This is a genomic window from Amycolatopsis rhabdoformis, assembly GCF_035918295.1.
GTDB classification, from domain to species: Bacteria; Actinomycetota; Actinomycetes; order Mycobacteriales; family Pseudonocardiaceae; genus Amycolatopsis; species Amycolatopsis rhabdoformis.
Genome location: NZ_CP142149.1, coordinates 8150845 through 8165236, shown reverse-complemented (window position 1 = coordinate 8165236; position 14392 = coordinate 8150845). Strand labels below are relative to the sequence as shown.

The 14392-nt window shown below is 71.5% G+C and carries 16 protein-coding genes; 4 read left to right on the top strand and 12 right to left on the bottom strand.

Translation table 11 applies throughout. From position 1 onward, the window contains the following. Positions 1-15: 15 nt before the first annotated feature. Entirely contained in the window at positions 16-285 is a 270-nt protein-coding gene (locus VSH64_RS37695) for a Smr/MutS family protein (protein WP_326567524.1), read from the top strand. On the opposite strand, the gene VSH64_RS37690 is transcribed toward VSH64_RS37695, so the two are convergent. Continuing rightward, entirely contained in the window at positions 282-1130 is an 849-nt protein-coding gene (locus VSH64_RS37690) for a helix-turn-helix transcriptional regulator (RefSeq protein WP_326567523.1), read from the bottom strand. The genes VSH64_RS37695 and VSH64_RS37690 overlap by 4 nt on opposite strands. Before the next feature lie 102 nt (positions 1131-1232). On the opposite strand from VSH64_RS37690, the gene VSH64_RS37685 reads away from it, so the two are divergent. Beyond that, entirely contained in the window at positions 1233-2663 is a 1431-nt protein-coding gene (locus VSH64_RS37685; RefSeq protein ID WP_326567522.1) for an MFS transporter, read from the top strand. 48 nt (positions 2664-2711) lie between these two features. Here VSH64_RS37685 and VSH64_RS37680 read toward each other — a convergent pair whose 3' ends face one another. Genes VSH64_RS37680 through VSH64_RS37670 form a run of 3 tightly spaced genes read right to left on the bottom strand, consistent with a single transcriptional unit; the run spans position 2712 to position 4570 of the window. Further along, positions 2712-3107, bottom strand: coding sequence for a hypothetical protein (locus VSH64_RS37680; protein ID WP_326567521.1), 396 nt, complete (start codon positions 3105-3107; stop codon positions 2712-2714). A 52-nt stretch (positions 3108-3159) separates the two neighbouring features. Further along, positions 3160-4056 (bottom strand): VOC family protein, encoded by an 897-nt coding sequence (locus tag VSH64_RS37675; protein ID WP_326567520.1) that lies wholly within the window; start codon positions 4054-4056, stop codon positions 3160-3162. Further along, positions 4049-4570 (bottom strand): RNA polymerase sigma factor, encoded by a 522-nt coding sequence (locus VSH64_RS37670; RefSeq protein WP_326567519.1) that lies wholly within the window; start codon positions 4568-4570, stop codon positions 4049-4051. Before VSH64_RS37670 ends, VSH64_RS37675 begins: the two co-directional genes overlap by 8 nt. Before the next feature lie 101 nt (positions 4571-4671). Here VSH64_RS37670 and VSH64_RS37665 point away from each other — a divergent pair, with 101 nt between their 5' ends. Further along, positions 4672-5598 (top strand): EamA family transporter, encoded by a 927-nt coding sequence (locus tag VSH64_RS37665; protein WP_326567518.1) that lies wholly within the window; start codon positions 4672-4674, stop codon positions 5596-5598. A 51-nt stretch (positions 5599-5649) separates the two neighbouring features. On the opposite strand, the gene VSH64_RS37660 is transcribed toward VSH64_RS37665, so the two are convergent. Both VSH64_RS37660 and VSH64_RS37655 read right to left on the bottom strand, forming a co-directional pair. Beyond that, positions 5650-6108, bottom strand: coding sequence for a VOC family protein (locus tag VSH64_RS37660; RefSeq protein WP_326567517.1), 459 nt, complete (start codon positions 6106-6108; stop codon positions 5650-5652). Between the two features lie 94 nt (positions 6109-6202). Further along, positions 6203-7513 (bottom strand): UDP-glucose dehydrogenase family protein, encoded by a 1311-nt coding sequence (locus tag VSH64_RS37655; RefSeq protein WP_326567516.1) that lies wholly within the window; start codon positions 7511-7513, stop codon positions 6203-6205. Between the two features lie 181 nt (positions 7514-7694). On the opposite strand from VSH64_RS37655, the gene VSH64_RS37650 reads away from it, so the two are divergent. Next, positions 7695-8453, top strand: a complete 759-nt coding sequence (locus VSH64_RS37650) for an SDR family NAD(P)-dependent oxidoreductase (RefSeq protein ID WP_326567515.1) — start codon at positions 7695-7697, stop codon at positions 8451-8453. Positions 8454-8498: 45 nt separating this feature from the next. Here VSH64_RS37650 and VSH64_RS37645 read toward each other — a convergent pair whose 3' ends face one another. The 6 genes from VSH64_RS37645 to VSH64_RS37620 all read right to left on the bottom strand — a co-directional run bounded on the left by VSH64_RS37645 (position 8499) and on the right by VSH64_RS37620 (position 14323). After that, positions 8499-9176 (bottom strand): class I SAM-dependent methyltransferase, encoded by a 678-nt coding sequence (locus VSH64_RS37645; protein WP_326567514.1) that lies wholly within the window; start codon positions 9174-9176, stop codon positions 8499-8501. 164 nt (positions 9177-9340) lie between these two features. Further along, positions 9341-9979: a PadR family transcriptional regulator gene (locus VSH64_RS37640; protein WP_326567513.1), complete on the bottom strand. Its 639-nt coding sequence runs from the start codon at positions 9977-9979 to the stop codon at positions 9341-9343. 102 nt (positions 9980-10081) lie between these two features. Further along, entirely contained in the window at positions 10082-11206 is a 1125-nt protein-coding gene (locus tag VSH64_RS37635; protein WP_326567512.1) for a hypothetical protein, read from the bottom strand. Continuing rightward, on the bottom strand, positions 11203-11751 hold the full coding sequence (locus VSH64_RS37630; protein WP_326567511.1) for an RNA polymerase sigma factor: 549 nt from the start codon (positions 11749-11751) through the stop codon (positions 11203-11205). Before VSH64_RS37630 ends, VSH64_RS37635 begins: the two co-directional genes overlap by 4 nt. Before the next feature lie 40 nt (positions 11752-11791). Beyond that, positions 11792-12634 carry a hypothetical protein gene (locus VSH64_RS37625; RefSeq protein ID WP_326567510.1) on the bottom strand — a complete coding sequence of 281 codons (843 nt, stop codon included), beginning with the start codon at positions 12632-12634 and terminating at the stop codon, positions 11792-11794. 30 nt (positions 12635-12664) lie between these two features. Continuing rightward, positions 12665-14323, bottom strand: coding sequence for a TM0106 family RecB-like putative nuclease (locus tag VSH64_RS37620; protein WP_326567509.1), 1659 nt, complete (start codon positions 14321-14323; stop codon positions 12665-12667). Positions 14324-14392: the final 69 nt, after the last annotated feature.

Here is a 14392-nt window from a genome sequence, read left to right as displayed (position 1 = left end):
TGACCCAGTACCTGAATGACCGAGGAGCCGACGATGCCGGAGATGCTCACCGTGGACCTGCACCCGATCTTCCGCAGCGACCGGGACATCGACGCGGCCGTGCGCACCGCGATCTTCCGGGCGGCCAGGGAGCGGATCAAGACCGTCGAGATCATTTCCGGCAAGGGCTCGGGCAAGCTGAGGCGGCGGGTAATGGCGACCTTGAACCAGCCGCACCTGAAGAAGCTCTACCGGCGCGTGGAGACCGATCCCGCCAACGACGGCCGGGTGCTGGTGCACTTCTAGTCGAACAGCAGCGGCAGCTTCTCGGCGGTCTGCTCGTCGGCCGGGGTGTAGGTGGACACGGTGATCTCGGAGCGGCGGCCGAAGTACAGGTACGTGAAGTTGAACTTCAGCAGCCCGACCTCGGGGTGGTCGTAGCACTTGGTGCGGATCGGGTCGGGGTTCACGTCGTGGCGGTTCCACAGCTGCTCGAACAGCGGCGACTCGGCCCGCAGCCGCTTGACCAGCGCTTTCCACGACGGTTCGGCCACGTGCTCGGCCATCGCCGCGCGGAACGACGCGACCACGCGCGGCACGTTCTGGTCCCAGTCGAGCATCCGGCCGCGCCAGTCGGGGTTGAGCAGGCACTGGACCAGCGTGTTGCGGTCTTCGAACGGGATCGCGTCGACGTCACCCATCAGCCAGGTGTAGCCGCGGTTGTAGCCGAGCAGGTCGCAGCGCGCGTTGCGGACGGCGACCGGGAACGGCTCGAGCTGGGTCATCATCCTGCGCATCGAGGGCGTGATGGCGTTGCACTCGCTCGCCGCGGGCGGCTCGGGCGCGCCGGCGAGGGTGAACAGGTGCGAGTGCTCGTGCGGGTCGAGCCGCAGCGTGCGGGAAATCGCGCCAAGGACCTGTTCTGACGCGTTGATGTCGCGGCCCTGCTCCAGCCACGTGTACCAGGTGACCCCGACGCCGGCGAGCTGCGCGACCTCTTCGCGACGCAGGCCGGGCGTGCGCCGGCGGCCGCCGAGGGGCAGGCCGACCTGCTCGGGTGTGATGCGCGCCCGGCGGCTGCGCAGGAACGCACCGAGCTCGCCGCGGCGCAGGCGTTCTTCGACGGCCCGTTCTTCGACAGCGCTGGTCATGCTTCCAGTTGAGCACAGGTTCTTGACGGGTACCAGGTAGTGCGACTACCAGGATAAGAGCGCACCTGGTACCAGGTTCAAGAGCGTCGGAACCTGGTACTCATGACGACGACAACCTCCGCACCGGTGCACACCACCGGTGTGCCGACCAGACCGGCACTCACCTCCGCCGGCCTGGTCACCGTGCTGCTGGGGGCGGCGCTGCCGATCATCGACTTCTTCATCGTCAACGTCGCCCTCCCCACCATCAATGCCGACCTGCACGCCTCCACCGCGACGCTCGAGCTGGTGGTGGCCGCGTACGGCATCGCCTACGCCGTGTTGCTGGTGCTCGGCGGCCGGCTCGGTGACGCGTTCGGCCGCCGCCGGCTCTTCCTGCTCGGCCTGGCGCTGTTCACGCTGACGTCGCTGATCTGCGGCCTCGCCCCGGACGCGACGACGCTGGTGCTCGCGCGCGCCGCCCAAGGCGCCGCGTCGGCGATGCTGCTGCCACAGGTGCTGTCGATCATCCAAGCCGGCACGTCCGGCGCGCACCGCTCGCGCGCCCTCGGCTACTACGGCGCCACCGGCGGCATCGCCACCGTCGTCGGCCAGCTCCTCGGCGGCGCACTCGTGGCCGCCGACCTGTGGGGCACGAGCTGGCGGCCGATCTTCCTGGTCAACGTGCCGATCGGCCTCGTCGGCCTCCTCGTCGCGCGCCGCACGGTGCCCGACAGCCGCGCCACGAACCCCCTCGGCGTCGACCGCTGGGGCACCGCGCTGCTCGCCGCGTCGCTCCTGACGCTGCTCGTGCCGCTCATGGAGGGCTCCGCGCTGGGCTGGCCGTGGTGGACCATCGTGTCGCTGGCGCTCTTCCCGTTCGCGGTCGCGGCTTTCGCCCGCGTCGAACTGCGCCTGGAATCCCGCGGCGGCATGCCCCTGCTCCCGCCGGCGCTCCTGCGCACCGCCAACGTGCGCCACGGCCTGGTCGTGGCCGTGCCGTTCTTCTGCGGCTTCGGGTCCTTCATGTTCGTCTACGCCGTGACCCTGCAGGAAGGCCTGCACCTCGGCCCGCTCGCCTCAGGCCTCGTGCTCACGCCGATGGCCGTGGCGTACTTCCTCACGTCCCTGGTCAGCAGCCGGCTGGTCGCCCGCTTCGGCCGGAAGGTGGTGCCCTTCGGCGGGATCATCCTGGCGCTCGGCCTGGCGGTACTGGCGGGCTCGGCGTGGCTGGCGTGGCCGTCGCTGTCCGTGTGGCAGCTCGCGCCCGCGATGGTGCTCATCGGCATCGGCAACGGCATGGCCATGACGACCCTCTTCCGGGTCGTGTTGTCGCGGGTGCCGCACGACCTGGCCGGGATCGGTGGTGGCGTGATGACCACTACGCAGCAGACATCGCTGGCGTTGGGGGTGGCGGTGTTCGGGACGCTGTTCGCCGGGTTGAGCACGGGGTCGGTGGGGTATGAAGGCGCGTTTGTGGTGGTGATCGGAGTGTTGGCTGTGGTGGCGTTGGTGGTGGTCGGGTTGGCCAGGAAGCTGCCTGATCCTCGATGAGGTGACAGTCGGGTGGGGCTCGTGGTTCGCGGGCCCCACCCAGCGGCGTCAGGTCGGGAGTGAAGACCAGCCGCCGCCGTGGGCGAGGAGGGTGCGGACGGCCTCGGCGTGTTCGGCGAAGCCCGCGAGGTCGCCGTGGAGGAGGGCGGCGCGTTCGGCGTCGAGGGGGGCCGTGTCGTCGCGCCAGAGTTCGAGGGTCCAGTTGGCGGCGAGGAACATGGAGCGGACCAGGCCGATGATGCCGGCGGAGTCGGGGCCGCCGCTGCGGCGGTAGGACTCGAGGATGTCGTTGCACGTCTGGAACAGGCGGGTGAGGCCGGTGACGGCTTCGGCGGGCGTGCCGTCCCAGTCGGGGCCCGGCCAGGTGCAGGAGCCGAGCTCCAGCCACAGCCGCCAGCCGGCGGTCAGCTCAGCTTCGTTGCACGGAGTCCAGTGCCCGGCCATGGTTCGAGTGTGCGCCCCGGCGGCGTGGGAGCCGCCGGGGTCATGGGGTTTCTCACTCGTGTGGCTGCTGCCAGAGCCAGAACTCGATGCCCTGGTCGTCGACGCAGTCGGCCGTGGTGCCGTACGGGTGGTGCTCGATTTCGCCGGCCGTGCCGCCGTGCGAAGTCACCCGGGTGAGGGCGGCGGTGAGGTCGTCGACGGCGTACATCAGCTTCCAGCCGACCTGCCGGCCCGGGCCACCCCAGAGGCCGCCCTGCAGGCCGGGGCCCTCGAAGCCCCAGGCGTCCGGGACCGAGCCCGGCGAGAACTGCCAGCCGAGCACGCCGCCGTAGAACGCCTTCGCCGCGTCGCCTTCCGGCACCTGGAAGGTGAAGTACATGGCTTCGCCGTGGCGGGTGGGGTTGGTGGCGTACTTGCCGGTGCGGCCGGGGTGCCCGGCCTGCGCGACGAGCCAGCGCTGGCCGTACGGGTCCTTGATCGTCCCGGCGAGCCCGTAGCCGCGGTCCTCGACCGGGCGCACCACCTCGCCACCCAGCTCCTCGGCGCGGCGAGCCGACTCGCGCACGTCGGCCACCTCGATGCGGATCAACGCCCCGCCTTCGGGCGCGACGACGTTGCCCAGCTCGGGGAACTCCTCCGCGAGCATCAGCACGCTGTCGCCGATGGCCAGCTCGGCGTGCCCGACGCGGCCGTCGTCCATCACGATCGGGTCGGACCGGCGGCGCGCGCCGAACACGGCGACGTAGAAGTCCAGCGCGGCCCGCGCGTCGGTGACGACGAGGTAGGGCGCGAGGGCGCGGACGGCGGCGGTTTCGGTTTCGGTGGTGGTCATGTCGTCGGCTCCGTTCAGGATGAGGCGCCGCAGGTTGTCCCGCAGCTCGTCGGCGAACGCCGGATCCGGGTCGACCGGCGCCGGGGGCAGTGCGAGCGCGTCGAACGGCTCAGTCATCGCGGCCCCCTTTCTCCTCGTAGCGGTGACGGAACGCGGCCTTGGCGCGGGTCAGCAACGCCTCCGTCGCGGTGACCGTGCGCTCCAGGCAGGCGGCGACCTCGGCAACCGGCAGGCCGTCGACGTAACGCAGCGTGAGCACGGCCCGGTGGTGCGCGCCGAGCGACTCGAGCACCTGGCGGGCTCGCAACGCGTCGAGCTCGGTGTCCCACGGGTCGTGCGCGGTCTCCGGCTCGTGCACCAGCCGTAGCCCGCGCTCCTCCCGCGCCTTGCGGCGCCAGTGGTCGGCCAGCTTGTGCCGCGCCACCCCGATCAGCCACGCCGTGCTCACCGGCGGCGCCTGGGACCTGCGGCACGCGGCCACGGCGCCGAGGAACGTCTCGGACGTCAGCTCCTCGGCCAGCACCCGCTCACCACAGCGCGCGAGCAGGTACCCGTAGACCTCCGGCAGCGCGGACTCGTACAGCCCGAGCAGCGCGAAAGCCGGGTCCGGTCTCACCCGCGGTTCCGTCACACCCACATCGTCGTCCGGCGGCCGCGTTTTCCGTCGGGTGAATTTCGGTTGCTTCGTAAATCGTTCGTCCGGCGTCGTGGCGAACGGCGACACTGCGGGGCATGACCGGGCGAAGGCGGGCGACGGGGTTGAGCCTCACGTCGTGGGTGCTCTTCGCGAGCTCCGGCCCGGTGGCGAAGGCCGTGATGGCCACCGGCTGGACGCCGGCCGCGGTCACGTCCGTGCGCATCGCGGTCGCGGCGGTCGTGCTGCTGCCGGGCGTCGCGCTGGTGCGCCCGCGCGCGCTGCGCTTCCGCCGCGAGGACGGGTGGCTGCTGCTCGGCTACGGCGTGCTCGGCGTGGCCGGGGTGCAGCTGTGCTTTTTCGTGGCGGTGGCCCGCGTGCCGGTCGGGGTGGCGATGGTGCTGGTGAACCTGGCGCCGGCACTGGTCGCGCTGTGGGTACGGCTGGTGCGACGCGAACGCCTGCCGGCGCTGGTGTGGGTGGGGACCGGACTCGGCGTGGCGGGTCTGGTGCTCGTCGCGCAGGTTTGGCACGGCAGAGGGCTCGATGCGCTGGGCATCGCCGCCGGCGTGGGTGCCGCGGTGTGCTCCGCCGGCTATTTCCTGCTCGGCGAACACAGCGCCGGCCGCCACGATCCGGTCGGGGTGACGGCGGTGGGGCTCACGATCGGCGCCGTGGTGGTGGGCGTGGTGAGTCCACCGTGGACAGTCGGGCCGATGGACGCCGCGGTGACGCCGGGCGTGCCGGTGTGGCTTGCGTTGCTGGGGCTGGCTTTGGCGGGCACGGTGCTGCCGTACCTGGCGGGGCTGCGCGCGTTGCGCGATCTGCCGGTGACTTTGGCGAGTGTGCTGGCTCTGGTGGAGCCGGTGGTCGCGGCCGGGCTGGCCTGGCTGTGGCTCGGCGAGACGCTGGGGCTGGTGCAGGTGGTGGGCGCGGTGGTGTTGCTCAGTGGTGCGGTGGTGGTGCAGGTGGCCGGGTCTCGCAGTCGTGAGGATATGCGGACGGTTGGGGTCGCGGGGCGTTGAGTCGGCTGTCGCACAATCCGGCGCTGCCGTCCCGCGAGACCCGGCTCCCGACTACCAGCTCGCCGGACGGCGCAACTCCGGTTCATAGGGCTGCGTGATCACTTCCAGGCCGTTGCCGCCCGGGTCGAGGAAGTAGACGCCGCGGCCGCCGTGGTTGTGGTTGATTTCGCCGGTGAGGCGGCCGGGCGGGTCGGCGTGGTAGGGCACGCCGGTTTCCTGCAGGCGGGCGAAGAAGGCGTCGAACGCCGTTTCCGGGATGAGAAAGCAGTAGTGCTGCAGCCGGAGGTCTTCGGGTGGGACCGTGGCGAAGTCGAGGCGCACGCCGTTGGCCAGGTGGAGCGGGATGAAGGGGCCCCATTCCTCGCCCACCGTCAAGCCGAGCAGGTGGGCGAGGAATTCGGCCGACTCGCGGTTGTCGCGGGAAGGGACGATCAGGTGGTTGAGTTCGACGGAAACCGAAACCGAACCAGAATCAGACGCAGAATCAAAACTAAGATCAGAAAAATTCACGGAACAATGCCTCCACAAGGCATCTCGGCACCTCCATGCCTCACCCAGCCGGTGACCGACACGCGATGCCGCGTCCGTGATCCTAAGCCGGAAGCTAGGAAACCGTCACGCGCTTTCGCCCGGCGGCGCGCGGGCGGCCAACGCCCTGCCAAGACAGGCCCGCGTCGATCACGGTGCGGGGGTCGAGGAGGTTGCGGGTGTCGACCACGTCGTCGCCCTCCATGGCGTCGGCCATGATGGTCCAGTCGAGGTGTTTGAATTCGGCCCATTCGGTGAGGACGACGATCACGTCGGCGTCCTTCGCGACCTGGTACGGGTCGTCGACCACGGTCATGCCGTCGATGACACCATCAACGGCCGGGTCGTACGCCGTGATTTCCGCGCCGAGCGCGCCGAGCACGGAGGACACGGCCAGGGCCGGTGAGTCGCGCAGGTCGTTGGTGCCGGCCTTGAACGCGAGGCCCAGCACGCCGATGCGCGCGCCGGCCAGGGTGCCGCCGCAGGCGCCGGCGATCTTGGCGACGATGCGATCGCGCTGGGCGATGTTCTCGTCGATCGCCGACGTCAGCATGCGGAAGTCGTAGTTCACGGACTCGGCGACCTTGACGAGCGCGCTGGTGTCCTTCGGCAGGCACGAGCCGCCCCAGCCCGGGCCGGGCTTGAGGAAGGTGCGGCCGATGCGGCGGTCGTAGCCCATGCCCTCGGTCACGAGGTCGATGTCGGCGCCGAGGCGCTCGCACAGCTCGGCGATCGAGTTCACATAGGACAGTTTGAGCGCGAGGAAGCAGTTGGCCGCGTACTTCACGAGCTCCGCGCTCGCTGCGTCGGCGACGACCACCGGGGCGCCGAGGTCCGCGTAGAGGTCGCCGACCCAGTCGGCCGCGCCCGGGGTGTCCGAGCCGACGACGATGCGGTCGGGGTTCAGGAAATCGGAGACCGCCGTGCCTTCGCGCAGGAACTCCGGGTTGGACACGATCGGCACGTCGGTGCGGCCGAGCATCGCGCGGATGCGCTTCGACGTGCCCACCGGCACGGTCGACTTGGTGATCAGCGCGCAGCCGGTGGGCAGCACGTCGCCGATCTCGGCGGTCACCGCCTCCACCGCGCGCAGGTCCGCGGAGCCACCCGCGCCCATCGGCGTCGGCACGCAGAGGAACACCCCGTCCGCGTGACGCACGGCTTCGCGCGCGCCGACGACGAACGACAGGCGCCCGCTCGTGATGCCACCGGTGACCAGTTCGGCCAGCCCCGGTTCGAGAATGTCCACTCTGCCGGCGGCGAGGCGAGAGACCTTCGCCTCGTCCACGTCCACGCAGGTGACGCGATGCCCCAGGCTCGCGAGACATGCCCCCGTGGTCAATCCGACGTACCCCGTCCCCACCACCACGATCCGAGCTGCGCTCATGATGCCGAAGGTGACATTCGGAGTTGAAGCGGGCGCTAACGGAAAACGGCGGGGCCGAATACTCCACGCGAGAAGTGAAGAACACGCCCCGCGTGAGGCAGCACACCCGGCGGCCAAGCGAACGAACGTTAACCTGTCGTCATGGTGCAGGGCCGCACCACGAGCAGCAGAAAGGCTGAAGATGCAGATCACCGACACCGCAGCGCTCGTCACGGGTGGAGCGTCGGGCCTCGGCGGCGCCACCGCCAAGGCGCTGGCCGCCAAGGGCGCGCGCGTCTTCGCGCTCGACCTCGCCGCCTCGATCGAGAAGGCCGAGCAGGTCGACGGCATCACCTACGTCGAGGCCGACGTGACCGACCCCGACCAGGTCCAGACCGCGGTGGACACGGCCGCCGGCTCCGGCGTGCCGCTGCGCACGGTGGTGAACTGCGCCGGCATCGGCCCCTCGGCCCGCATCCTGTCGAAGAAGGGCCGCCACGACCTCGCGCTCTACGCCAAGGTCGTGCAGATCAACCTCATCGGCACCTTCAACGTGCTCACCATCGCGGCCGAGGCCATGGCCAAGACCGAGCCGCTGACCGACGACGCGCGCGGCGTCATCATCAACACCGCCTCCGTCGCCGCCTACGACGGCCAGATCGGGCAGGTCGCCTACTCGTCGTCGAAGGGCGGCGTCGTCGGCCTCACGCTGCCGGCCGCGCGCGACCTCGCGTCGCAGGGCATCCGCGTGCTCACGATCGCGCCGGGCATCGTCGACACCCCGATGCTCGCCACGGTGAGCGACGAGTTCCGCGCGGGCCTCGCCGCCGGCGTGCCGTTCCCGAAGCGCCTGGCGCGCCCGGACGAGTACGCGCAGCTCGCCCTTTCGCTGATCGACCACGACTACCTCAACGGCGAAGTCGTGCGCATGGACGGCGCCCTGCGCATGGCCCCGCGCTGAGCAAGGGCGGTCTGGACCACTCGGGTGGTCCAGACCGCACAGCGCTCACGCCTTCGTGAGCCGCGCTTCCAGCCCGATCCCGTCCGTGGTGATGCGGCACGAGCCGAAGCGGCTTTCCCGCGCCAGCACCTCGAACTGCTCCGGCGTGTACGCGCGCTTGCGCAGCTGCCCGAGCGTCCACTTCGTGGTGAACGCGCCCACCGTGCTGAGGTTCATGCCGCGCACCTCCGCCGCGATGTCGTCGGCCGTGGCCGACTTGCGCAGGTCCTGCACCACGGCCACGCCGCCCGGGCGCAGCACGCGCCACATCTCGTCGAGCGCGTCGACCGGGTCGGCGAAGTTCTTGAACGCCGCCTGCGTGATCAGGAAATCGAACGACCCGTCCGCGAACGGCATCTTCGCCACGTCACCGTGCACGAACTGCGCCTCGACCCCCTCCGTCCGCGCGTAGTCGGTCGCCAGCGCCACGAACGTGCGGCTCACGTCCAGCCCAGTCACCGCGAAACCGAGCCGCGCGAGCTCGACCGCGTGGAACCCCGGCCCGGGCGCCACCTCCAGCACGTCGGCACCCGCCGGCAGCTGCTGCGCCAGCTCGGCCGCCGATTTGCGGTAGTACGCCAGCTGCGGCGCGGTGCCCCGGCCCTTCGCGTACGCCCGCGCGACGGGCCCTTCCATCTCCGGCACGAGCTTGGTCCGGTGCCGCTTGACCTCGACGTTCCCCATGATCTGTCTCCTGTTCGGTAGTTGACCGAACCGGTCCGGGAAGCGCGGAGCCCGTATCCTGCAGGTGCAGCCAGAGGATCGGATCCGCGCACGCGGAATCGGTTCGACGGTTTCCCCGGTCCCGGCGGCGGTGTGCCAGCACTGCCTCCGGGACCGGCTTTCGGTTACTCCTGCCCGCCTTCGACGAAAGCGGTCAAGTCTTCGGGCAGCTCGCCGGTTTCGCGGTAGTGCCGCCATTCAGTGATGCCGGGCAGCGCGCCGGCCGCCAGGTCGTCACGCAGGCCGCGCACCCACTCGGCCTCCGCCCGCAGCAGGGCCAGCTCGTACTCGCTCTCCACCAGGAAGATCCGCGGCACCTCGGCCCGCGACGCGTCGAGCGCCGCCGCCCGCTCGCCGAGGCGCTTGTCCAGCGCGGTGAGCCGCTTCGACAGCAGCTGCGCGACCTCGTCCGGCCCGAGCGAAGCCATGATCGACAGCCCGGCCTGGAACTTCGTCGGCTCCAGGTCCGGCTCGCCGAGCAGCTCGGCCACCCAGTCTTCGAGCTCCGCGCGGCCGGCGTCGGTGAGCTGGTACACGGTGCGCTCGGGCCGCCCGCCGTCGCGCACGCTCTCCACCGCGGCGATGAACCCGTGCTTCTCGAGGTTGCCGACCACGGTGTAGAGCGAGCCCCACTTGATCTTCATGTCGTTGTCCTTGCCGCGTTCCTGCAGCACGGACGCCATCTCGTAGGGATGCATCGGCCGTTCCAGCAACGTCGACAGCACCGCCAGCCCCAGCATGTTGCCGACCTTGCGTCGCTTCACCCGAATCACATCCTCGTCTACGAGTACTCGTGAACGAGTATACGCACGGAGCGAGAGAAGGGAACCCCGGGAAAAACCCTGAGATCCTGGTGATCACCAGGGTCAGCGGTGGATCAGCAGCACCTCGGCGCCGTCGGCCGGCACCGCAACGGCCCGCTGCAGCCGGCCGGCGTGCACGGTGCCCAGCTCGACCACCCCCGCCGAGCGGCCGAAGCCGCTCAGCACGATCCGGTCGCCGTCACGCACCTCGGCGCCGGCGGCGGTGACGGTGATCGGGTCGTCGACCCGCCCGCTGGAACCGCCCAGGGTCACGGGCACCCCGGCCGCCGTGGTGGCGCGCAGGCCCACCGGCGTGGAGTTCACGACCACGAGGTCGCCGGCCGTGCGCGTCACCACCGCGACGAACCCGGCCCGCGTCACCACGACATCGCCCGACTTCACGGCGCCGGCGGAGACACCCGGGACACCGGAAACCACGAACTGCGCGGCGGCCGCGGCCCGCACGACCGTCCCGCTCGAGACGGTGGGATCGTCGGCCGAACCGGTCAGCACGCCGAAGGCCGGGTGTTGTGGATCGCCGGTGCCGATCGAGGTGTTCCACGCGGCCGCGGCCGGCGCGAGCACCGCGGCCGCCAGCCCGTCGGCGGGATGAACGGTGACCGGCCGCGTCACGCCGGAGAACGCCGCCGTGGTCACGTCCGGCGCGGTGACCACCACGCCCAGCGCGCGGCCCGGCTCGGCCGCCACGAAACCGAACGCCGGCAGCAGCACCTGATCCGCCGGAATGGCCAGCCGCGCCCGCACCCGCAGCTCAGGCGTGCCGGTGAGGAAGGCCAGCCGCACGCCTCCGTCGGGCTGCGGGTCACTCAGCACGACCACCGTGCCCACCTCGCCGCTGGTCCCGGCGTACACGACCTGCGCGGCCCGCGTGCCCCACGCCTGGCGCGCCCGCTCCACCAGGCCGAGGTTGTCCGCCAACGCGCCGCGCGCCGGCCAGCGAGTCACGGCCACAGCTTCCGGCGCCCCGGGCGTCGCGGTGGTGACCACCGAAGCCACCCCCAGCACGAGCACCACCGCGACGGCCACCGCCCCGGCCAGCCGCCCCTGCCGGCGCCGGGCGCGAGTGCCCAGCACCCGCCGCGCCATCCGCGCCGCGTCCCCCGGCTCCGGCGACGCCAGCACCGTGCCGCCGAGCTCCCGGCGCACAGTGTCCGTGAACTCCCTCAACGCGGCCCCCTTCCGATCGCGGCCGGCGCGTGCGTGGCTTCCCACAGCTCACGCAGGCGCGCCAGCCCGCGCGCGGTCGACGACTTCACCGTGCCGACACCACAACCCAGCAGCTGAGCGGTTTCCGCCTCGCTGAGGTCGAGGTAGAAGCGCGCCGCGAGCACCGCCCGCATGCGCGGCGGCAGCTGCACCAGCAGCGCGGCCATCTCCGCGCGCCCGGCCGACACCGCGAACGCGTCGACCACCGCCGCGACGTCAGCGCCGGCTTCCGGCACCAGCCGCTCACGCCGGCGCCGATCGCGGCGGGCGAGGAACACGCGAAACAGCGCTTGGCGCGCGTAGGCGCGCTCGTGGTCGATGTCCGCGCGGCCGACGTGCTTCACCAGCCGCAGCAGCGCGTCGTGCACCACGTCCTCGGCCTCGCGGCGGTCACCGGTCAGCACGAGGGCGTAGCGGAACAACTCGTCGTAGTGCTGTTCGACGAAGACCTCGAACCGCTCGGCCGACCCGCGCACACCCACCACCTTTCCGACTTGACGCCCCATGGATCTCCCCAGGCGCCGGAAAGTTGCCTCGGAACCGAAATCAGTCGGCCGCGCGCCAGGTCCAGTTCGGCCGCTCGTACGCCACCTCGAAGCCGAGGTTGAGCAGGTTGTGCAGCGACGAGTTGTGCTCGCCGTCGGTCTCGGCGCCGGTTTCGGCCACGAGCCAGCGGCAGCCCAGCTCGGCCGCCAGACGAGCGCGCACGGCGATGAACTCCGTCTGTCCACCTCGGTTGCGCGCGTGCTCGGCGACCGCGCCGCTGAACAGCTGGCCGATGTCGCCCATGCGGTAGAGCAGCCCGGTGCCGACCAGGTCGTCGCCGAGCCAACCGGCGTACGGATAGCAGGCCGGGTCGGCGGTCGCGGCCACGAACACGTCCACGAGGTGCTCCTCCGGCATGCCGAAGACACCGAGCATCCGCGAGGCCCACCGGTGCGCGTCGCGGGGTTCGACCGGGGCGATCCGGATGCCGTTCACCTGCTTGCGCGCGGGATCGTCGGCCCGCGCCACCACGTCGGCCACCGGCGCGACGAGCTTGGCCCACGACGTGGACGTGGTGAGTCCTTCACGGGCGCAGATGTCGGCCCAGTCCTCGGGCAGCACGGAAGGCGCCAGCGCCAAGGTGGCCCGGCGGGTGCCGGCCGCGCGGTAGAACGCGCACACCTCGGCGATCAGTTCGGCCGTGACCGGTTCGGTGCGGCCGAACCCCAGTGCCTTGCTCCAGAAGTGCGTGGGGTCGTTGCGCACCGACAGCACCACCCCACCACCGAGGCGCGTCGCCGTGATGCCGAGCGCCTCACGCGCGGCTTCAGGGGCGCCGGTCTCGAGCCGGTACACCGATTCCGCTTCGGAATCTTCGATCGCCAACGGCGGCAAGTCGATCATGAGGCCAACGTACGCCGGGCCGGCCCGTGATCAGAGGTCCAGCATGTAAGGGACCTCGACCTGTGCCCGATCGGACATCCACTCGCGTAACGCCTGGGTGGCCCGCACGTCGTCCTCGTTGTACTGCAGGAGCCGCTCGCGCTGCGTGTCGTCGGGCAGTTCGCCGTCCATGCCCACGGCGTCGCGGTACCAGCGCATCGACGCTTCGCCGCCGGCCTCCGCGTCGCGCCACTGGAAGCCCGCGACGGGCGCGATCACCTTGAGGCCCTTGCCGCGCGAGCACAGGAACTGGTCGGTGACGCTGCGGAACAGGTCCACCCACTCCTCGGAATCCACAAAGGACTGCACGTCCTTCTTCGCCGGGATCCCCGGGTGATCGCCGAAGCGCTCGACGGAGCCGAACAGCCAGCGGTTCTCGGCCAGCGCGTTGTAGCAGTAGGCCCGGAAGGTGAGCCCGGCCGCGAGCGTGCGCTCCCGCACGTCGGTGAACCACGCCCAGAACTCGGCGAACGAGCGGGCCTCGTCGGTGGTCGGCAGCGGCTCCCAGGTGGCGAACGCGCGGTAGCCCTGCGCCACGCCGATGTCGGCGCCCGAGAGCAGCGTGCCCCACAGGTACGCGCCCGAATCGCCGAAGCTCTCCATGTCGACGTCGACCTCGACGTCGCCGCGCGGCACCTCCACCAGCGGCGTGCGGCGCACCACGGTGAGATCGGCCAGCCACGCGCGGGCCAGCATGATCGCGTCGGAGAACGTGCCGCCCGTCCAGTTCATCGGCGGTGCCTCGGCGGCCGGGTCGAGCGCGGCCAGTTTGTCCACAGTGGACACTCCAGCCCGGCGCAGCTCGCCGGCGTCCTCACCGCGCACCACGAGGCTCACGTCCCGAGTTTCGGTGAGCACCACCTCGCACGTGGGCCAGAACGGGCAGCGCCGGCACTCCAGCACCCGCGACGGCATGGCCAGCGGCTCGTCGCCCGTGGCCGCCGCGGTGGCCACGGCGAGGCGGTCGGCGAAGCGCACGTCGTACTCCGTGAGCGCGCTGCGACCGCCGGGCCAGGTGCCGGCCGTGAGGTCGTGCCACACCACCACGTCGGCGTCGAGCCCGATCACGCCGCCGACGGCGCGGCCGGTTTCGGCGCGCCCGTACGTCTGCAGCATCCGCCGCAGGTGCGCGAGCCGCAGCTGGTCGCGCGGCTGCGAACGCACCTTGCGCGTCTCGTCGGGCGTGCGGTGCGCGGGGTCGAGGTCGGTGAGCTCGGTGGTCGAGGCGCCCTGGCCGCGGTCGGTGATGCGGTGGCGCGCCACCAGCACCGGCACGTAGCCGGTCGCCGTGCGCACGAGCAGGTCGACGCCGCCGCGCCGGTGGCCGATCGGGTCGGCCTGCAGCAGCGGGCCCCAGATGAACCGCGCGCCTGCTGCGAACGCCTCTTCCGTGAGCCGCACGCGGTCGGCCGCCGGCAGGTCCCGCGGCACGCGCACCCACGTGGCTTCTTCGCCCAGGCTTTCGGTCGTCGCGTCGATGAGCCGGCGCAGGATCGCCTCGCGGTGCGCCGTCGCGTCGGCGATCCGCTGCTGCGCCGTGGGATCCGGCGGCGGCAGCGGAACCTCGCGCATCGCCGGATCGTGCTCCAGGTGCACACGGCGACGGCAGCGACTGACCGCTCCGGCGTCGAGCAGCACCTCGTTACCCATGACGATCACCTTATCCGCCCACCCCGACAGAACTGCCGCTCCGTGGCGCGAGCCGACATGCCCGCCCCC

Bases quoted from the DNA above. Each gene is read 5' to 3' on its own strand.
- VSH64_RS37695 (WP_326567524.1), top strand. From the start codon at position 16: ATGACCGAGGAGCCGACGATGCCGGAGATGCTCACCGTGGACCTGCAC.
- VSH64_RS37690 (WP_326567523.1), bottom strand. From the start codon at position 1,130: ATGACCAGCGCTGTCGAAGAACGGGCCGTCGAAGAACGCCTGCGCCGC.
- VSH64_RS37685 (WP_326567522.1), top strand. From the start codon at position 1,233: ATGACGACGACAACCTCCGCACCGGTGCACACCACCGGTGTGCCGACC.
- VSH64_RS37680 (WP_326567521.1), bottom strand. From the start codon at position 3,107: ATGGCCGGGCACTGGACTCCGTGCAACGAAGCTGAGCTGACCGCCGGC.
- VSH64_RS37675 (WP_326567520.1), bottom strand. From the start codon at position 4,056: ATGACTGAGCCGTTCGACGCGCTCGCACTGCCCCCGGCGCCGGTCGAC.
- VSH64_RS37665 (WP_326567518.1), top strand. From the start codon at position 4,672: ATGACCGGGCGAAGGCGGGCGACGGGGTTGAGCCTCACGTCGTGGGTG.
- VSH64_RS37655 (WP_326567516.1), bottom strand. From the start codon at position 7,513: ATGAGCGCAGCTCGGATCGTGGTGGTGGGGACGGGGTACGTCGGATTG.
- VSH64_RS37650 (WP_326567515.1), top strand. From the start codon at position 7,695: ATGCAGATCACCGACACCGCAGCGCTCGTCACGGGTGGAGCGTCGGGC.
- VSH64_RS37645 (WP_326567514.1), bottom strand. From the start codon at position 9,176: ATGGGGAACGTCGAGGTCAAGCGGCACCGGACCAAGCTCGTGCCGGAG.
- VSH64_RS37630 (WP_326567511.1), bottom strand. From the start codon at position 11,751: ATGGGGCGTCAAGTCGGAAAGGTGGTGGGTGTGCGCGGGTCGGCCGAG.
- VSH64_RS37625 (WP_326567510.1), bottom strand. From the start codon at position 12,634: ATGATCGACTTGCCGCCGTTGGCGATCGAAGATTCCGAAGCGGAATCG.
- VSH64_RS37620 (WP_326567509.1), bottom strand. From the start codon at position 14,323: ATGGGTAACGAGGTGCTGCTCGACGCCGGAGCGGTCAGTCGCTGCCGT.